Genomic DNA, 15940 nt, shown 5'->3' on the forward strand with positions numbered 1-15940 from the left:
ACTTTTATAAATAATACTCAGAAAAAAGAACTTGCTCAAACGATGACGATAAACAGTCTTCTGCTTGAGCAAGTTTTATTTTATACAATCTGAATACTATCAGATTCGGTTATCGTGCCTTTTTAGTGATAACCTCAGGCAACGGAGCTTTTTCCACAGAAACAGTCCCTCCCAAGTTCCGCAAGTAATCAATAAAGACAACTGTCGGTTCAAGATTCAAATCATTAAATTCCTTGACCGGTTTCTGAAAGAGTCCTGCATCATAACCATCTCCACCGTCAGTAATAAAAGAATCCAGCACAACAATACATTTCCCTGTATCCTTTATCTTTTTTCCTGTAATCAAATCAGTAACAGAAGTAACGGTCACTCCATCCGATGCCAAATCAAGTGCCAAATGAGATGTCTGCAAGAAGCCATTCTTATTAACACGCCCATCAGTCAACAATTTCTTCAACTCTTTACCAGAGAAATGGAACGCAAGCAAATGTCCTTGGAAGGGTAACACATTTCCTGCACGCAACTTCGTCACCTCCCCTTTCAATATACTTGCACGTAAACCACCGTAATGGTTTACCCCGACAACCGACAGCTTACTATATTTCTTCGATGCCTGAGAATGCTTACGGAAAGCATCCGCATAGGCCGCAGTCACATAAGCACCTACAGAAGTATAATCTCTTTTATTAATATTACGGTCATGGATTAAATCATTTTCAGCCGCAGTAAGCACCTCCTCAAAGCCATACTTGTCCATCTCCTTATTTACCAGCGAGTCAATAGCCGGATTCCCCTCTCCTGCTACCCGAATCGTGTCTCCACCAATATACTGAATGACATACTTGCCTGCATCTTGTTTCACTTCAAAATTCAATTTTCCCAGATGAGTGCCATTCACGCCCGCTTGGACAATGGGAAGATGATTTACCTCAGCCAGCACCACTTTGTGCGAGTGACCGGAAATAATGGCATCCACACCTTCTACCCATGGAAGCCGCTTTGCATTTTCTTCTTCAATCACATCGGGATTGGACATGTCCGTGCCAATATGCATCAGCAACACCACCATATCCACTTTTCCATCCTTTTTAAGACCGGTTGCAACCTGAACACGTGCCGCCTCCACGGGATTTATAAAATCAAGCCCCTTAATATTTTCAGGACTTGTCTTGACTGCCGTATCTGTAGTTGTCAAACCAACAAAAGCGATTCTGATATTGCCGCCATTCTTAAGTGGCTGCACCACCACCTTGCAAGGTGCCAACCACTCCAGCGGAGCATGCCCTTCTTTTGCTACAATATTAGCTGCGATATAATCCATACATACTGCTGCCGTATCCACCAAGAAAGGTAACCCCCAGTCGAATTCATGATTTCCTATTGCCGACATTTTGACATCCATCTCTTTAAACATCTCCGGCAGTGGCTTTCCACGAGTGATTCTAGAGAAATAACTTCCACTAAAGTTATCCCCCACAGAAACAACAACAGTATTTTTATTCTTGGCTTTCTCTTCCAAAACCGCCTGGACCAATTCAGCAGCTCCGGGAACATTGCGGTCTTTCACAAATGCACCATGAAAATCATTGAATGACAAAAAAGAAACAGTATCAGCAACAGTCAAATCAAAATGATGTTCTCCCCCATGAACTTGCCCGAATACGACGAATGGCAAACTAATTAACAGGCCACAACATAAAGCAACCTTTCTCAAAAATGTTCTGTTCATAATAAATATATTAATAGATTTCCTTTTCAGAGGAACAAAGATAGGAATTGTTTCGCCAACACCAATATTTCATCGACAAATTCGGTATGCTGCCTAAAAAAGGCCAACGTATTTCTACATTGACCTTCTCTCTTAGAGCGGAAAACGAGACTCGAACTCGCGACCCTAACCTTGGCAAGGTTATGCTCTACCAACTGAGCTATTTCCGCAATTATTCATCTAATGGTGCCCAGAACAGGACTCGAACCTGCATGCCTCTCGACACACGCACCTGAAACGTGCGCGTCTACCATTCCGCCACCTGGGCTTTTCGTGAGCGGAAAACGAGACTCGAACTCGCGACCCTAACCTTGGCAAGGTTATGCTCTACCAACTGAGCTATTTCCGCAAATATCTATTTTTTGGTGAAGGAAATGAGACTCGAACTCACACGACATAACTGTCACCACCCCCTCAAAGTGGCGCGTCTACCAATTCCGCCATTCCTCCATCAACTAAGAAATTCTTGTGTAACAGTGCCCAGAACAGGACTCGAACCTGCATGCCTCTCGACACACGCACCTGAAACGTGCGCGTCTACCATTCCGCCACCTGGGCTTCTCTGTGTAACTCGCTTGTCACTACGCACAAGATTTCTTTCGTGAGCGGAAAACGAGACTCGAACTCGCGACCCTAACCTTGGCAAGGTTATGCTCTACCAACTGAGCTATTTCCGCAATTTCCGCTTTCGGTTTTGACTGACCAGCAGCTGTTTCCCGATTGCGGTTGCAAAGGTAGTGCTTTTTTCTAAACCTCCAAAACTTTTCCGTACTTTTTATAGTACACTCATTACATTATTTCACCAAATTCCTCATTATCAATACAAATTGGAATTAATTTTTTCTTATATATCACGACATACGGTCCCTATAATCTTCATATCCGAAATGCTTATATACCTCCAAGGTATCATTTGTATGCCAAATGGCAATGGAAGGATGATGAATTCCATTGAACATATTTGTCTTTACCATGGTATAATGAATCATATCTTCCAGCACGATTCGTTCTCCTATCTGTAAAGGATGGTCAAAACGCCAACTGCCCATATAGTCGCCGCTCAAACAACTGTTCCCGCCCAAACGGTAAATATACTCTTCCGGCTTGGCTGTTTTAACCGCTTCCGCCGGCAATGTTTCTGCTCCGCGTACGGTCGGCTGATAAGGCATTTCAAGACAATCGGGCATGTGACAGGTAAAACTGACATCAAGAATGGCTGTCTTAATTCCACGACTCTCAACAATATCAACCACCGAAGCCACAAGGGGACCGGTTTGCCAAGTGAAAGCGGAGCCCGGTTCCAAAATAATGTCCAAATGAGGATAGCGTACTTTCAGGCCCTTGAGGAGAGCCACAAGATGGTCTGTATCATAATCCTTACGTGTCATCAAGTGTCCCCCACCCAGATTCAACCATTTTATTTGGGGAAACCAGCGGGAAAACTTAGCCTCGATATGTTCCAGCGTATGCTCCAGCTCATAAGAACCGGATTCGCAATGGCAGTGGCAATGAAAACCCTCAATGCCGGCCGGCAATGTTTCAGGCAACAAATCGGCTGTCACTCCGAAACGGGTGCCGGGAGCGCATGGGTTGTAAAGTTCCACTTCCACTTCCGAATATTCGGGATTGATGCGAATGCCACAGGAAATCTTATCCCCATTCGCCTCAACCATCGGATAAAAACGACGGAACTGATTGAAAGAATTGAATGTAATATGACTGCTGAACTGCATGATGGCAGGAAAGTCCGTTTCTGTATACGCAGGAGAATAAGTATGTGCCTTGCTCCCAAATTCTTCATAGGCCAAACGCGCTTCATACACCGAACTGGCAGTAGTATAACGGATATATTCCCTGAAAATGGGGAACGACTTCCACATGGCAAAGGATTTAAAAGCTAGAATAATCTCTACTCCGGCCTTGTCAGCAACGTTTTTTATCAAACTCAGATTCTTTCTGAGCAAACTTTCATCCATCACATAGCATGGAGACGGTATTTTATCTATATCTATCATATTTATTAATGTCTTTACTATATTAAAACTACTATCCTACCACCTTAAACCGTGCAAACTTCAATAACAATTGTTTTTCTCCCGCATTACGGAAACGTACGGTCGCTTTACTGTTTTCTCCGGTTCCTTCTATTTTTATCACATCACCGATACCGAAACGCTCATGCTCTATCACCTGACCGGCCTGCACATTGACAGGCAATGAGGCTGATGTTGGCGACTTCACACTCGTCGCTGCTCCTACCTTCGTCAAGTTGCGCGGCACCGTAGGGCGAATCATTTCCACTTTCGGCTTCCCCCCCAACTGCAAGCGTTCATTCTGCTCACGGCGGAAACGCCCGGCCCCTTCGTCTATTCTTCTTGCCATTTGCTCTTCTTGAGGCAACTGCAAGAAATGCACATCAATGTCTTTCAAAAAACGGCTCGGACTGCTGAATTCCATCTTTCCGTATTTAAAACGGCTTTTGGCAAAAGAAAGATAACAATGCTCTTCGGCACGGGTTATCGCGACATAGAACAAGCGGCGTTCTTCTTCCAGTTCCTTATATGAATTAAGCGACAATGCACTGGGAAACAAGTTTTCTTCCAACCCCACCACAAACACATTTTTAAACTCCAATCCTTTGGCAGAATGGATGGTCATCAACGTTACTTTCTCAGCATCCCCTTCCTTATCGCTGTCCTGATCTGTCAGCAGAGATACTTCCGACAAGAAATCCGTCAAGCGGACATTTTCATTACCCTCCTCCTCGCGTGTAGCACAAAAATCATGCATACCATTTATCAGCTCCTCTATATTCTCCTGCCGGCTCAAATTCTCAGGGTCATTACTCTGGTAAATTTCATTCATAATGCCCGATTGACGCACAATCAGCGTACCGGCCTCATACGCGTTCTTTTCCGCCGCCTCTCTTATAAAATTCTCTATCACTTCACGAAAGCCCTGCAACTTGGCATGTGTACCTTTATTAACAGACACTCCATAAGTCAAAGGCTCCTCCAATACTTTCCAGAGGCTGACATGATTCTGCGTAGCGGCATCTATAATCTTGTTCAACGTAGTGTCCCCTATTCCTCGTGCCGGATAATTTACCACTCGCTTGAAAGCCTCTTCATCATTCGGATTGACAGCCAGACGAAAATAAGAAATAATATCCTTTATTTCCTTACGTTGATAGAACGATAGCCCTCCATAGATTTTATAAGGCAAGTTATGCTTACGCAAGGCCTCTTCAAAAATACGGCTTTGAGCATTGGTACGATACAGAATGGCAAAATCATTGTATGAATAATGTTCGCGTGAGCGAAGCCTCAGTATTTGGTTGGCAACAATCTCACCCTCTTCCACATCACTATATGCATTAAACACTCCGATAGGTTCCCCTTTCGCCTTTTCGGAAAACACTTCTTTGCGAATTTGTTCACTATTCTTCTCTATCAGACTGTTGGCAGCGCAAACAATGGTTTGAGTAGAACGGTAGTTCTGCTCAAGTTTAAAGAGTTTGGCACCTTTATAGAGTTGTGTGAACTTCAGGATATTATCAATATTTGCACCCCGGAAAGAGTAAATGCTTTGTGCATCATCGCCCACCACGCAGACATGCTGATGCTCTTTTGTAAGCTGGAGAACGATACTATGCTGCGCAAAATTGGTATCCTGATACTCGTCTACCAATACATAACGGAATTGTCCGGCATATTTCTGACGAATCTCAGGATGGTCGCGGAACAATAGATAAGTGTAGACCAACAAATCGTCAAAGTCCATCGCATCACTCTGCCGGCAACGCTCCCAATAGCGATGATAGATATCGCGTGTAGCCGGCACTTTGGCATTCACATCATTCTGATAAAGATCCGCATTCGATGCATACGCATCCGGTAATACCAAATGATTCTTTGCATTACTGATGCGTGACTGAATCATTCCCGGCTTGTATGTCTTATCATCCAAATGCATCTCTTTTACTATAGACTTTATCAGGCTCTTTGAATCCGAAGAATCATAAATAGTGAAATTGGAGGTAAAGCCGATGACGTGTGCCTCCGACCGCAGAATGCGCGAAAAGATGGAATGAAAAGTCCCCATCCATAAGTAGCGGGCCTCTTCACCCACCCGGCGGGCGATGCGTTCCTTCATTTCACGGGCAGCCTTGTTGGTAAATGTCAATGCCAGAATAGACCACGGCTGATATCCTTGCTCTAACAAATAAGCTATTTTATAAGTCAGCACACGAGTCTTTCCCGACCCTGCTCCGGCAATAACCAAAGAGGGGCCGTCATTGTAAAGCACCGCATTGCGCTGGCTTTCATTAAGTTCTTCTAAATAATTTGTCATACGTTTCATCTTTCGCCCACAAAGATAGAGAAAGTTTAAGTTTATCTGAACATTTCGTGCAGCAATAATGTTGTTATAACAGAAGTTTAATTCAAAACTCGACTTGAAATGAATATTATATTAACAACTTTAATTTCTCTAGTTATGACTTACGAAATGCCAAAACTCCCGTATGCAAACAACGGGCTCGAACCTGTAATCAGCCAGGCCACTATAGATTACCATTATGGTAAGCACCTGCAAACTTATGTAAACAACCTTAACGCACTTGTACCGGGTACTGAATTCGAAGGCAAGAGTGTGGAAGAAATTGTAGCCACTGCCCCCGACGGAGGTATCTTCAACAACGCCGGACAAGTATTGAATCATACATTATATTTCCTTCAGTTTGCTCCGCAGCCCAACAAGCACGAGCCGTCAGGCAAACTGGCCGAGGCTATCAAGCGCGACTTCGGAAGCTTTGACAACTTCAAGAAAGAAATGAACAACGCTTCCACTACCCTGTTCGGTTCGGGATGGGCATGGCTTTCGGTCGACAAAGACGGTAAGCTGCATATCACTAAAGAAGCGAACGGCAGCAACCCGCTGCGCCACGGATTGAAACCACTACTGGGCTTCGACGTTTGGGAACATGCCTATTATCTGGATTACCAGAACCGCCGTGCCGACCACGTGAATAAGTTGTGGGAAATCATTGATTGGGATGCAGTGGAAAAACGTATGTAAAAGGCCACACTAGTTACACATTAATTATAAAAATAGGAGTGCGTTAAAACTAAACCGGCCTATCCAATCGTCAGCTGCAGGGGCAGGGTTTGCCTGCCCGAAGACACAAAGTAAACTGTTTTCGGGCGAGCGAACCTTGCCCCTGCGAACTTAACGACAGCATTATCCACGTTTCGATACACCCTCATCTTTCTTTGCTATTCCCTTTTATAGTAACACAGGGAAAAAAAATCCACTGATTTATAGCATTATTCATTTCTTTTCCTATATCTTTGTGACCGTAAAAACAAAGGGGTGCCCCACGGATAACGATGAATGGGCTGAGATTATACCCTGTGAACCTGATGCGGTTAGTACCGACGAAGGGATTGTTACTTCTTGCCTATACATCCTCCGGCTTAAAAGCAACTCTTTGTATTTACATACAAATTCATAAACTCCTAACTTATGAAACTGAAAGTAAACAGCAAAGAAACAGAAGTGAAGGACGGATGCACCGTTGCCGAACTTGCCTCACAGTTGGCATTGCCCGAGAAAGGTATAGCCATCGCCGTAAACAACAAGATGACTCCCCGCACAGAGTGGAACGAACGCATATTGCAACCCAATGACAGTTTGGTAGTGATTAAAGCTGCCTGTGGAGGATAAGGCCGATGGAACTTCAATTCATTACACATTTCACCGATACTTATTCCTATTATGATTCGGCACGCATGGCTCTCGAAGGCGGTTGCCGCTGGATTCAGCTACGCATGAAAGATACTCCTGTCAGCGAGGTGGAACGCGAAGCGCTGCGTCTGCAACCTTTATGCAAGGACTACGGTGCCACCTTTATCATAGACGACCACGTGGAGTTAGTCAAGAAAATCCATGCCGATGGCGTACATCTGGGGAAAAAAGACATGCCCATAGCCGAGGCCCGGAATATATTGGGAAAAGAATTTATCATAGGAGGCACCGCCAATACATTCGACGATGTAAAGATGCACTATGCAGCCGGGGCTGATTACATCGGCTGCGGCCCGTTCCGTTTCACCACAACCAAAAAGAATCTTTCGCCGGTGTTGGGTCTGGAGGGTTATCGCTCCATTGTGACACAAATGAGAGAGGCCGGTATTCATCTGCCCATTGTTGCCATCGGAGGCATAACTTTCGAGGATATTCCTTCTATCATGGCAACCGGTGTCACAGGAGTCGCCCTTAGCGGAACGATTCTGCGTGCAGACAACCCCATAGAAGAGACAAGACGAATCATAAATATCGAAAAGATAAACAACAAATAAACTATAACTACAATGAAGAAACTCATCATTGCCGGAAAAGAATTTGACTCCCGCTTATTTTTGGGAACCGGCAAATTCTATTCAAACACCATCATGGAAGAATCTATCCTGGCATCAGGATGCGAAATGGTGACAGTAGCCATGAAACGTATCGAGCTCGATAATAAAGAAGACGATATGCTGAAACATATCATTCATCCGCATATCCAGTTATTACCCAACACTTCGGGGGTACGCACCGCCGAAGAAGCCGTTTTTGCCGCACAAATGGCACGTGAAGCATTCGGAACCAACTGGCTGAAACTTGAAATCCACCCCGACCCGCGTTACTTGCTGCCGGATTCCACAGAAACACTGAAAGCTACCGAAGAACTGGTGAAACTGGGTTTTGTCGTATTACCTTACTGTCAGGCAGACCCCACTCTGTGCAAACGTCTGGAAGAAGCCGGTGCCGCAACCGTCATGCCTCTTGCAGCTCCCATCGGTACCAATAAAGGCTTACAGACACGTGATTTCCTGCGCATCATCATCGAGCAATCCTCTGTCCCTGTGGTAGTGGATGCCGGAATCGGTGCTCCAAGCCATGCTGCCGAAGCGATGGAGATGGGGGCAGACGCCTGTCTGGTCAATACAGCCATTGCCGTTGCCGGAAATCCGGTGGAAATGGCAACCGCATTTAAAGAAGCTGTCATCGCCGGCCGCCGTGCATACGAAGCCGGATTGGGTATTGTCGGGCAAAACTTGGTTGCCTCCGCTTCATCACCTTTAACTTCATTTTTAGATTAAAATAAGAATATGATGGACAAAGAACAAGATAAAAAGGCATACGCTCACGCCGAGAAAGCATACATGCAAGGAACCCTGTTTCCCTACATCAAAGTAGGTATGCAAAAGGTAAACCTCACTCCCACCGTCAACATTGTGAACGGTGAGAAAATGACAACACCCAACAATCCTGTCTACATCTATGACACCAGCGGTCCCTTCAGTGACCCTGATATTGAGATAGATTTGAAAAAAGGGCTCCCCCGTATGCGTGAAAGCTGGATTACCGGACGCGGCGATGTGGAACAACTTCCTTCCATTACAAGCGAATACGGAAAAATGCGCCGCGACGATAAAAGCCTGGACCATCTACGCTTTGAGCATATCGCTTTGCCCTATCGCGCCAAAGCAGGAAAAGCCATCACTCAAATGGCATACGCCAAAGCAGGTATCGTTACACCGGAAATGGAATATGTAGCTATCCGCGAGAACATGAATTGTAAGGAACTGGGAATTGAGACATACATCACTCCCGAATTCGTCCGCGACGAAATAGCTGCCGGACGCGCCGTACTTCCTGCCAACATCAACCATCCCGAAAGCGAACCGATGATTATCGGCCGCAACTTCCTTGTCAAGATTAACACGAACCTCGGAAATTCGGCCACCACCTCTTCTATAGACGAAGAAGTAGAAAAAGCGGTATGGAGCTGCAAATGGGGAGGCGACACACTGATGGACCTCTCGACAGGAGATAATATTCACGAGACACGTGAATGGATTGTCCGCAACTGTCCCGTACCCGTGGGTACTGTACCCATCTATCAGGCATTGGAAAAAGTAAACGGAAAAGTAGAAGACCTCAGTTGGGAGATTTATAAAGATACATTAATAGAGCAATGCGAACAGGGAGTGGACTACTTTACGATTCATGCCGGGATACGCCGACAGAACGTACACTTGGCAGACAAGCGGCTTTGCGGCATCGTGAGCCGTGGGGGAAGCATTATGAGCAAGTGGTGCCTGATGCACGACAAGGAAAGTTTCTTGTACGAACATTTCGACGACATCTGTGATATTCTGGCACAATATGATGTAGCCATATCCTTAGGTGACGGACTCCGCCCCGGCTGTATCCAGGATGCCAACGATGAAGCTCAGTTTGCCGAACTGGATACGATGGGCGAGCTTGTGCTTCGCGCATGGGACAAGAACGTACAGGCATTCATCGAAGGCCCGGGACATGTGCCTCTGCATAAGATTAAGGAAAACATGGAACGTCAGATTTCACATTGCCATAACGCACCGTTCTACACCCTCGGCCCATTGGTTACGGATATCGCTCCGGGCTATGACCACATCACTTCGGCTATCGGCGCAGCACAAATCGGTTGGCTGGGCACTGCCATGTTGTGTTATGTCACTCCGAAAGAACACCTCGGACTGCCCAACAAAGAGGATGTTCGCGTGGGCGTAATTACTTACAAGATAGCCGCTCATGCCGCAGATTTGGCAAAAGGCCATCCGGGTGCACAAATCCGTGACAATGCATTGAGCAAGGCACGATATGAATTCCGTTGGCGCGACCAGTTCCATTTGAGCCTCGACCCGGAGCGCGCGTTGGAATACTTCAATGAAGGGCGCCACACGGACGGTGAATATTGCACCATGTGCGGACCGAACTTCTGCGCCATGAAACTGAGCCGCGACCTGAAGAATGTAGAAGGCAAGGGATAAATCGTGTTCTCGTCCATCGTAGGGGCAGACCCATGTGTCTGCCCGAATGCATCCACAAATGCACCATTCGGGCGGACATTCGGGATGCATTCGGATAATTAATCGTCACAGAAAAAACAAATGGAAGAAGATTTCAAGAAAGCACTGGAAGGCGCTTTAGGAAGAAAATACATAGACAGCATAGTGGAACAGGTGATGGATTCACCTGCCCGCTTTGACAACCTCTATGCCCTCACCCGGCACGAAGACAAAAAGATAGCCTGGCGTGCTACATGGGCTTGCGAAAAACTGAGCATCCTCGCCCCTTCCCTGTTGATAAACAAAAGGGAAGAGCTGATGCAGCGAGCCATACAATGCCCTCATGACGGCATACGGCGGTTGCTATTGAACACGCTTCTTCATCTTCCTGTCTCCGAGCCCATTAATGTAGCTTTCTTCGACTTCTGTCTGAACGGAATGTTATCGCCTGCCGAAAGTGTAGCCGGACAAGCCGTATGTATGAAACTGGCATACACCATCTGCCTGAAAGAACCGCAACTGATGGGAGAACTGGAAGCATACTTGCAGAACATGGAACCGGAATACTATACAGCAGCCGTGCAATGCGCACGCAACAACATCCTAAAGAAAATAAGGAAATGAATAATCAGAAAATCAAGATGTATAATCCTGAAATCCATCACCGTCACAGTATACGCCTGAAAGAATACGATTATTCATCAGAAGGTTTGTATTTCATCACGGTTTGTGCACAGGACAAGAAGTGTATGTTTGGAAAGATTATAAATGGAGATATGTATTTGAATGAAGCAGGAAGGTTAGTAGAAAAGTGGTATTTAAAATTACAAGAAAAATACCCGGACATTATATGTATGGAACATATAATCATGCCCAATCATTTCCATTGCATCATCCGTATTGTAGGGGCGGGGTTTGCCCGCCCGAATGCATCCACCGGAACATCCGCACATATTGATAACGATGAAATGCCCTATGCGGAAAACAGGGCGGGCAAACCCCGCCCCTACGAGCCGACAATTGGTCAAATAATAGGTTTCTTTAAATATCAAACAACCAAAGAAATCGATTTGCCTATACGTTTGTGGCAACGCAACTATTACGAACACATCATCCGCAACCAGCATTCATACGAAGAAATATCGGATTATATCATCACCAACCCATTACGATGGGAGAAAGACCAATTATTCATTGAACAATAACAGAACAATAAAAAAAATAACTATCATGTTTTCAGAAGAACTTGAAAAAATAGATTGGGAGGAAACCACCAAAGCCATCTACTCCAAGACAGAGAGTGACGTGCTTCGCGCCCTCAGCAAAGAGCATTGCGACGTAGACGACTTTATGGCACTCATCTCTCCCGCAGCAGCAAAATACCTGGAGCCGATGGCACAACTAAGCAAGAAATACACTGAAGAACGTTTCGGCAAGACCATCTCCATGTTTATACCTCTATATATAACAAACTCCTGCACCAACTCATGTGTGTATTGCGGTTTCCATATCAGCAATCCGATGGCACGCACCATCCTCACCCCCGAGCAGATGGAAGATGAATACAAAGCAATCAAGAAACTCGGTCCGTTTGAAAACCTGCTGTTGGTAACCGGCGAGAATCCTGCCAAAGCCGGAGTCCCTTATCTTGCCAAAGCACTGGACATTGCCAAAAAATACTTCAGCAATCTGAAAATAGAAGTAATGCCCCTCAAAGCCGAAGAATATGCCGAACTGAAGGAACACGGACTGAATGGTGTCATCTGCTTTCAGGAGACTTACAACAAAGCCCGTTACAACGTATATCATCCGCGCGGAATGAAATCCAAGTTCGAATGGCGTGTCGACGGCTTCGACCGTATGGGGCAGGCAGGCGTTCACTCCATCGGTATGGGTGTCCTCATCGGACTGGAAGAGTGGCGCACCGACGTGACCATGATGGCCTACCACCTGCGCTATCTACAGAAAAAGTACTGGAAAACAAAATACAGTGTCAACTTCCCCCGTATGCGTCCGGCAGAGAACGGCGGCTTCCAGCCGAATGTCATCATGAACGACCGCGAACTGGCGCAACTCACTTTCGCCATGCGCATCTTCGACCATGATGTAGACATCTCCTATTCCACCCGCGAACCGGCACACATCCGCGATAACATGGCAGGACTGGGCGTCACCACCATGAGCGCCGAAAGCAAAACCGAACCGGGAGGCTACTATACGTATCCGCAAGCCTTGGAGCAATTCCATGTAAGCGACGAGCGTACGGCCGTAGAAGTGGAACGCGCACTGAAATCATTAGGACGAGAACCGGTATGGAAAGACTGGGACGCTTCCTTTGACCAATTCACGTTAACGCGATAAGCAATACAGACAGTATCAAACCTCCTCACACAGCCTTTCGATATAATCGTATCACCTTAGTGATGAAACTACATCACCCGGCAGATTCAATTATATCACTCTGGTGAGGAAATATAATCACTTGAATGAAACGATAAACGCGACCATAAGATATGGAAAGATACAACCGTCAAATCCTTCTCCCCGAACTGGGAGAAGGAGGACAACAGCGCCTCCAACGCGCCAAAGTCCTTATAGTCGGTGTAGGCGGGCTGGGCTCCCCCATCGCCTTATACCTGACAGGAGCCGGAGTGGGCACCATCGGACTAATGGACGATGACGTGGTAAGCATCAGCAACTTACAACGCCAGGTGCTCTATAGCGAAACCGAAGTAGGTATGCACAAGGCTACCCAAGCCAAGAAACGTCTCGAAGCCCTGAACAGCTCCATACGAATCAATGCCTACCCTCATCGGCTCACCATAGAGAATGCCGTCGAAATTATCAGCCAATACGACATCGTGGTCGACGGATGCGACAACTTCGCCACCCGCTACCTCATCAATGACACTTGCGTACAGTTGGGCAAGGTCTATGTATATGGTGCCATCCGCGCTTTCGATGGGCAAGTGTCTGTATTCAATTACCAAGGCGGCCCGAACTATCGCCACTTTTTTCCGGAGGAAGACGAAATGCTCTCCATGCCCCACCCGCCCAAAGGCGTACTTGGAGTGACCCCCGGCATGGTGGGATGCGCTGAGGCAACCGAAGTACTGAAAGTAATAGGCGGATATGGTGAAGTGCTAAGCGGCAAATTATGGGTTATCGACCTCATGACGATGGAGACGCACATCCTCTTCTTAGAAAAATAAAATCTTTTATGGTGCAAAGTATTGCTTTATCCATTTTTTATATTACCTTTGTAACCATAATAAACCCTTAATCTTCATTTGCCTGTGAAGGTCGACGAAGATTTTTTTATTTATAGCTTCTCCCCCAACCGTTAAATAAATACAGCAAACTACTAGGAATATTACATATTGATTACTATCTTTGCTTAGCAATTAATTGAAAAGTATGAAGTTAATTCTAATCACAACCCCCACATATTTTGTGGAGGAAGACAAGATAATCACGGCCCTGTTTGAGGAAGGACTGGACACACTCCATCTGCGCAAGCCCGACACAGCGCCCATGTTCGCCGAACGGCTGCTCACCTTGATTCCCGAACAGTACCATAAACGCATCGTGGTGCACGGACATTTCTATCTGAAGGATGAATATAAGTTGAAAGGCATTCACCTGAACGGCCGCAACCCCAATCCACCCGAAAACTATAAAGGGCATATCAGTTGCTCATGCCACTCTTTAGACGAAGCAAAGGAACACAAGCAAGCGTGTGACTATGTTTTTCTGAGTCCTGTATTCAACAGCATCTCCAAGATGAACTACAACTCCGCTTATACGGCCGAAGAACTTCGTGCCGCCGACAAAGCCGGCATTATCGACAAGAAAGTTATCGCACTGGGTGGCATTGATGTGGACAATATCTTAGAGGTAAAAGACTTCGGCTTTGGCGGAGCAGCCATCTTGGGCGCGTTGTGGAATAAGTTCGATACACGCTGCGACCGCGACTACCGATTGTTGATAGAACACTTCCGCAAACTGAAAAAGTTGGCGGATTAACTAAAAGCAAAGAGAAACAGAGAAAAGAAATGCATATTCTTGCCCGAAAAAAGGCGTTTAAAAGAATACGAATTAATTTTTAATGTTCGATTTTTAAATTCTAATTATAATATGTACCTTTGCACGCAAATTAACAAATAGGTAATATCTATTACAAAATGAGTAAAACATCTCCTTTTAAAGTATTCTCGGGAACAAACTCGAAATACCTTGCAGAAAAAATTTGCAACAGCCTCGGCTGCGAACTGGGAAACATGAACATTACACACTTTGCAGATGGTGAATTTGCTGTTTCCTTCGAAGAGTCAATTAGAGGTGCCCATGTATTCTTAGTGCAATCTACCTTTCCTAATTCTGACAACCTGATGGAACTGCTGCTGATGATTGACGCAGCAAAAAGAGCTTCTGCCAAAAGCATCGTAGCCGTTATCCCTTACTTCGGATGGGCTCGCCAAGACAGAAAAGACAAACCGCGTGTTTCTATCGGTGCCAAACTGGTGGCTGACTTGCTGAGTGTAGCAGGTATCGACCGTTTGATTACCATGGACTTGCACGCCGACCAGATTCAGGGTTTCTTCAACATTCCGGTAGACCACCTGTATGCATCAGGCATCTTCTTGCCCTACATTCAGTCGCTGAACCTTGAAAACCTTGTAATCGCCACTCCCGACGTGGGAGGTTCCAAGCGTGCCAGCACATACGCCAAATACCTTGATGTGCCTTTGGTATTGTGCAACAAGACTCGCGAAAGAGCAAACGTAGTGGCTACTATGCAGATTATCGGTGACGTGAAAGACAAAAATGTCATCTTGATTGACGACATGGTGGATACAGCCGGTACAATTACCAAAGCTGCCGATATCATGAAGGAAGCCGGAGCCATTTCTGTCCGCGCCATTGCTTCCCACTGTGTGATGTCCGGCCCTGCTTCCGAACGCGTTCAAAATTCCGGTTTGGAAGAAATGCTGTTTACAGACAGTATTCCTTATTCTAACCGTTGTGCCAAGGTGAAACAGCTGACTATCGCTGATATGTTTGCTGAAACAATTCGCCGCGTGATGAATAACGAGTCTATTTCAGACCAATATATTATCTAATTTCAGTAGATAAGAAGATAGAGAGAAACAGAGGGTTGTGTTAAAACGTGGATAATACTGTCGTTTAGTTCGTAGGGGCGAGGTTCGCTCGCCCGAAAACAGTTTGCTTTGTGTCTTCGGGTAGGCAGACCCTGCCCCTACAGCTGACGATGGGATATAGTTTTGAC

14 protein-coding genes, 6 tRNA genes and 1 riboswitch are annotated in these 15940 nt (G+C 45.8%); of the genes, 11 read left to right on the top strand and 9 right to left on the bottom strand.

From position 1 onward, the window contains the following. Window positions 1–109: 109 nt before the first annotated feature. The 9 genes from QYT14_RS07705 to QYT14_RS07745 form a co-directional block, all read right to left on the bottom strand. Window positions 110–1729, bottom strand: a complete 1620-nt coding sequence (locus tag QYT14_RS07705) for a 5'-nucleotidase C-terminal domain-containing protein (RefSeq protein WP_288324726.1) — start codon at window positions 1727–1729, stop codon at window positions 110–112. A gap of 136 nt (window positions 1730–1865) precedes the next feature. Continuing rightward, a tRNA-Gly gene (locus QYT14_RS07710) sits at window positions 1866–1938 on the bottom strand. Between the two features lie 14 nt (window positions 1939–1952). Beyond that, window positions 1953–2036, bottom strand: a tRNA-Leu gene (locus QYT14_RS07715). Between the two features lie 8 nt (window positions 2037–2044). After that, a tRNA-Gly gene (locus tag QYT14_RS07720) sits at window positions 2045–2117 on the bottom strand. A gap of 14 nt (window positions 2118–2131) precedes the next feature. Beyond that, window positions 2132–2218: transfer RNA gene (locus tag QYT14_RS07725), tRNA-Leu, on the bottom strand. A gap of 27 nt (window positions 2219–2245) precedes the next feature. Further along, window positions 2246–2326: transfer RNA gene (locus QYT14_RS07730), tRNA-Leu, on the bottom strand. Window positions 2327–2372: 46 nt separating this feature from the next. Further along, window positions 2373–2445 (bottom strand) — tRNA-Gly (locus QYT14_RS07735). A gap of 174 nt (window positions 2446–2619) precedes the next feature. Beyond that, window positions 2620–3783 (bottom strand): carboxynorspermidine decarboxylase, encoded by a 1164-nt coding sequence (gene nspC / locus QYT14_RS07740; RefSeq protein ID WP_288324725.1) that lies wholly within the window; start codon window positions 3781–3783, stop codon window positions 2620–2622. A gap of 31 nt (window positions 3784–3814) precedes the next feature. After that, window positions 3815–6121, bottom strand: coding sequence for a UvrD-helicase domain-containing protein (locus QYT14_RS07745; RefSeq protein WP_288324724.1), 2307 nt, complete (start codon window positions 6119–6121; stop codon window positions 3815–3817). A 108-nt stretch (window positions 6122–6229) separates the two neighbouring features. Between QYT14_RS07745 and QYT14_RS07750 the strand changes: the two genes are divergently transcribed. The 11 genes from QYT14_RS07750 (at window position 6230) to QYT14_RS07800 (ending at window position 15773) form a co-directional block, all read left to right on the top strand. Further along, window positions 6230–6847 carry a superoxide dismutase gene (locus QYT14_RS07750; protein ID WP_288324722.1) on the top strand — a complete coding sequence of 206 codons (618 nt, stop codon included), beginning with the start codon at window positions 6230–6232 and terminating at the stop codon, window positions 6845–6847. Window positions 6848–7127: 280 nt separating this feature from the next. After that, window positions 7128–7232, top strand: a riboswitch (TPP riboswitch). 62 nt (window positions 7233–7294) lie between these two features. After that, complete coding sequence (thiS, locus tag QYT14_RS07755) at window positions 7295–7495, top strand: sulfur carrier protein ThiS (protein WP_237039285.1); 201 nt, start codon at window positions 7295–7297, stop codon at window positions 7493–7495. Between the two features lie 5 nt (window positions 7496–7500). Continuing rightward, the gene (locus tag QYT14_RS07760; protein ID WP_237039284.1) at window positions 7501–8130 is read left to right on the top strand and encodes a thiamine phosphate synthase; all 630 of its coding nucleotides are present in this window, start codon (window positions 7501–7503) and stop codon (window positions 8128–8130) included. Window positions 8131–8142: 12 nt separating this feature from the next. Continuing rightward, window positions 8143–8916 (top strand): thiazole synthase, encoded by a 774-nt coding sequence (locus QYT14_RS07765; RefSeq protein ID WP_237039283.1) that lies wholly within the window; start codon window positions 8143–8145, stop codon window positions 8914–8916. A gap of 12 nt (window positions 8917–8928) precedes the next feature. Then, on the top strand, window positions 8929–10632 hold the full coding sequence (gene thiC, locus QYT14_RS07770) for a phosphomethylpyrimidine synthase ThiC (RefSeq protein WP_288324804.1): 1704 nt from the start codon (window positions 8929–8931) through the stop codon (window positions 10630–10632). Between the two features lie 120 nt (window positions 10633–10752). Next, window positions 10753–11274: a hypothetical protein gene (locus QYT14_RS07775; RefSeq protein WP_288324721.1), complete on the top strand. Its 522-nt coding sequence runs from the start codon at window positions 10753–10755 to the stop codon at window positions 11272–11274. Beyond that, on the top strand, window positions 11271–11855 hold the full coding sequence (locus QYT14_RS07780) for a transposase (protein WP_288324720.1): 585 nt from the start codon (window positions 11271–11273) through the stop codon (window positions 11853–11855). The genes QYT14_RS07775 and QYT14_RS07780 overlap by 4 nt, the downstream gene beginning before the upstream one ends. A gap of 25 nt (window positions 11856–11880) precedes the next feature. Next, window positions 11881–13011, top strand: coding sequence for a 2-iminoacetate synthase ThiH (thiH, locus tag QYT14_RS07785; RefSeq protein WP_237039280.1), 1131 nt, complete (start codon window positions 11881–11883; stop codon window positions 13009–13011). A gap of 152 nt (window positions 13012–13163) precedes the next feature. Further along, window positions 13164–13862 carry a HesA/MoeB/ThiF family protein gene (locus tag QYT14_RS07790; protein ID WP_288324719.1) on the top strand — a complete coding sequence of 233 codons (699 nt, stop codon included), beginning with the start codon at window positions 13164–13166 and terminating at the stop codon, window positions 13860–13862. Between the two features lie 205 nt (window positions 13863–14067). Then, window positions 14068–14676 carry a thiamine phosphate synthase gene (locus QYT14_RS07795; RefSeq protein WP_288324718.1) on the top strand — a complete coding sequence of 203 codons (609 nt, stop codon included), beginning with the start codon at window positions 14068–14070 and terminating at the stop codon, window positions 14674–14676. Between the two features lie 158 nt (window positions 14677–14834). After that, window positions 14835–15773: a ribose-phosphate pyrophosphokinase gene (locus QYT14_RS07800; protein ID WP_237039277.1), complete on the top strand. Its 939-nt coding sequence runs from the start codon at window positions 14835–14837 to the stop codon at window positions 15771–15773. The last annotated feature ends 167 nt before the right edge of the window (window positions 15774–15940 follow it).

It is taken from the genome of uncultured Phocaeicola sp. (genome assembly GCF_948499155.1).
In the GTDB taxonomy this organism is placed as follows: Bacteria; Bacteroidota; Bacteroidia; order Bacteroidales; family Bacteroidaceae; genus Phocaeicola; species Phocaeicola faecalis.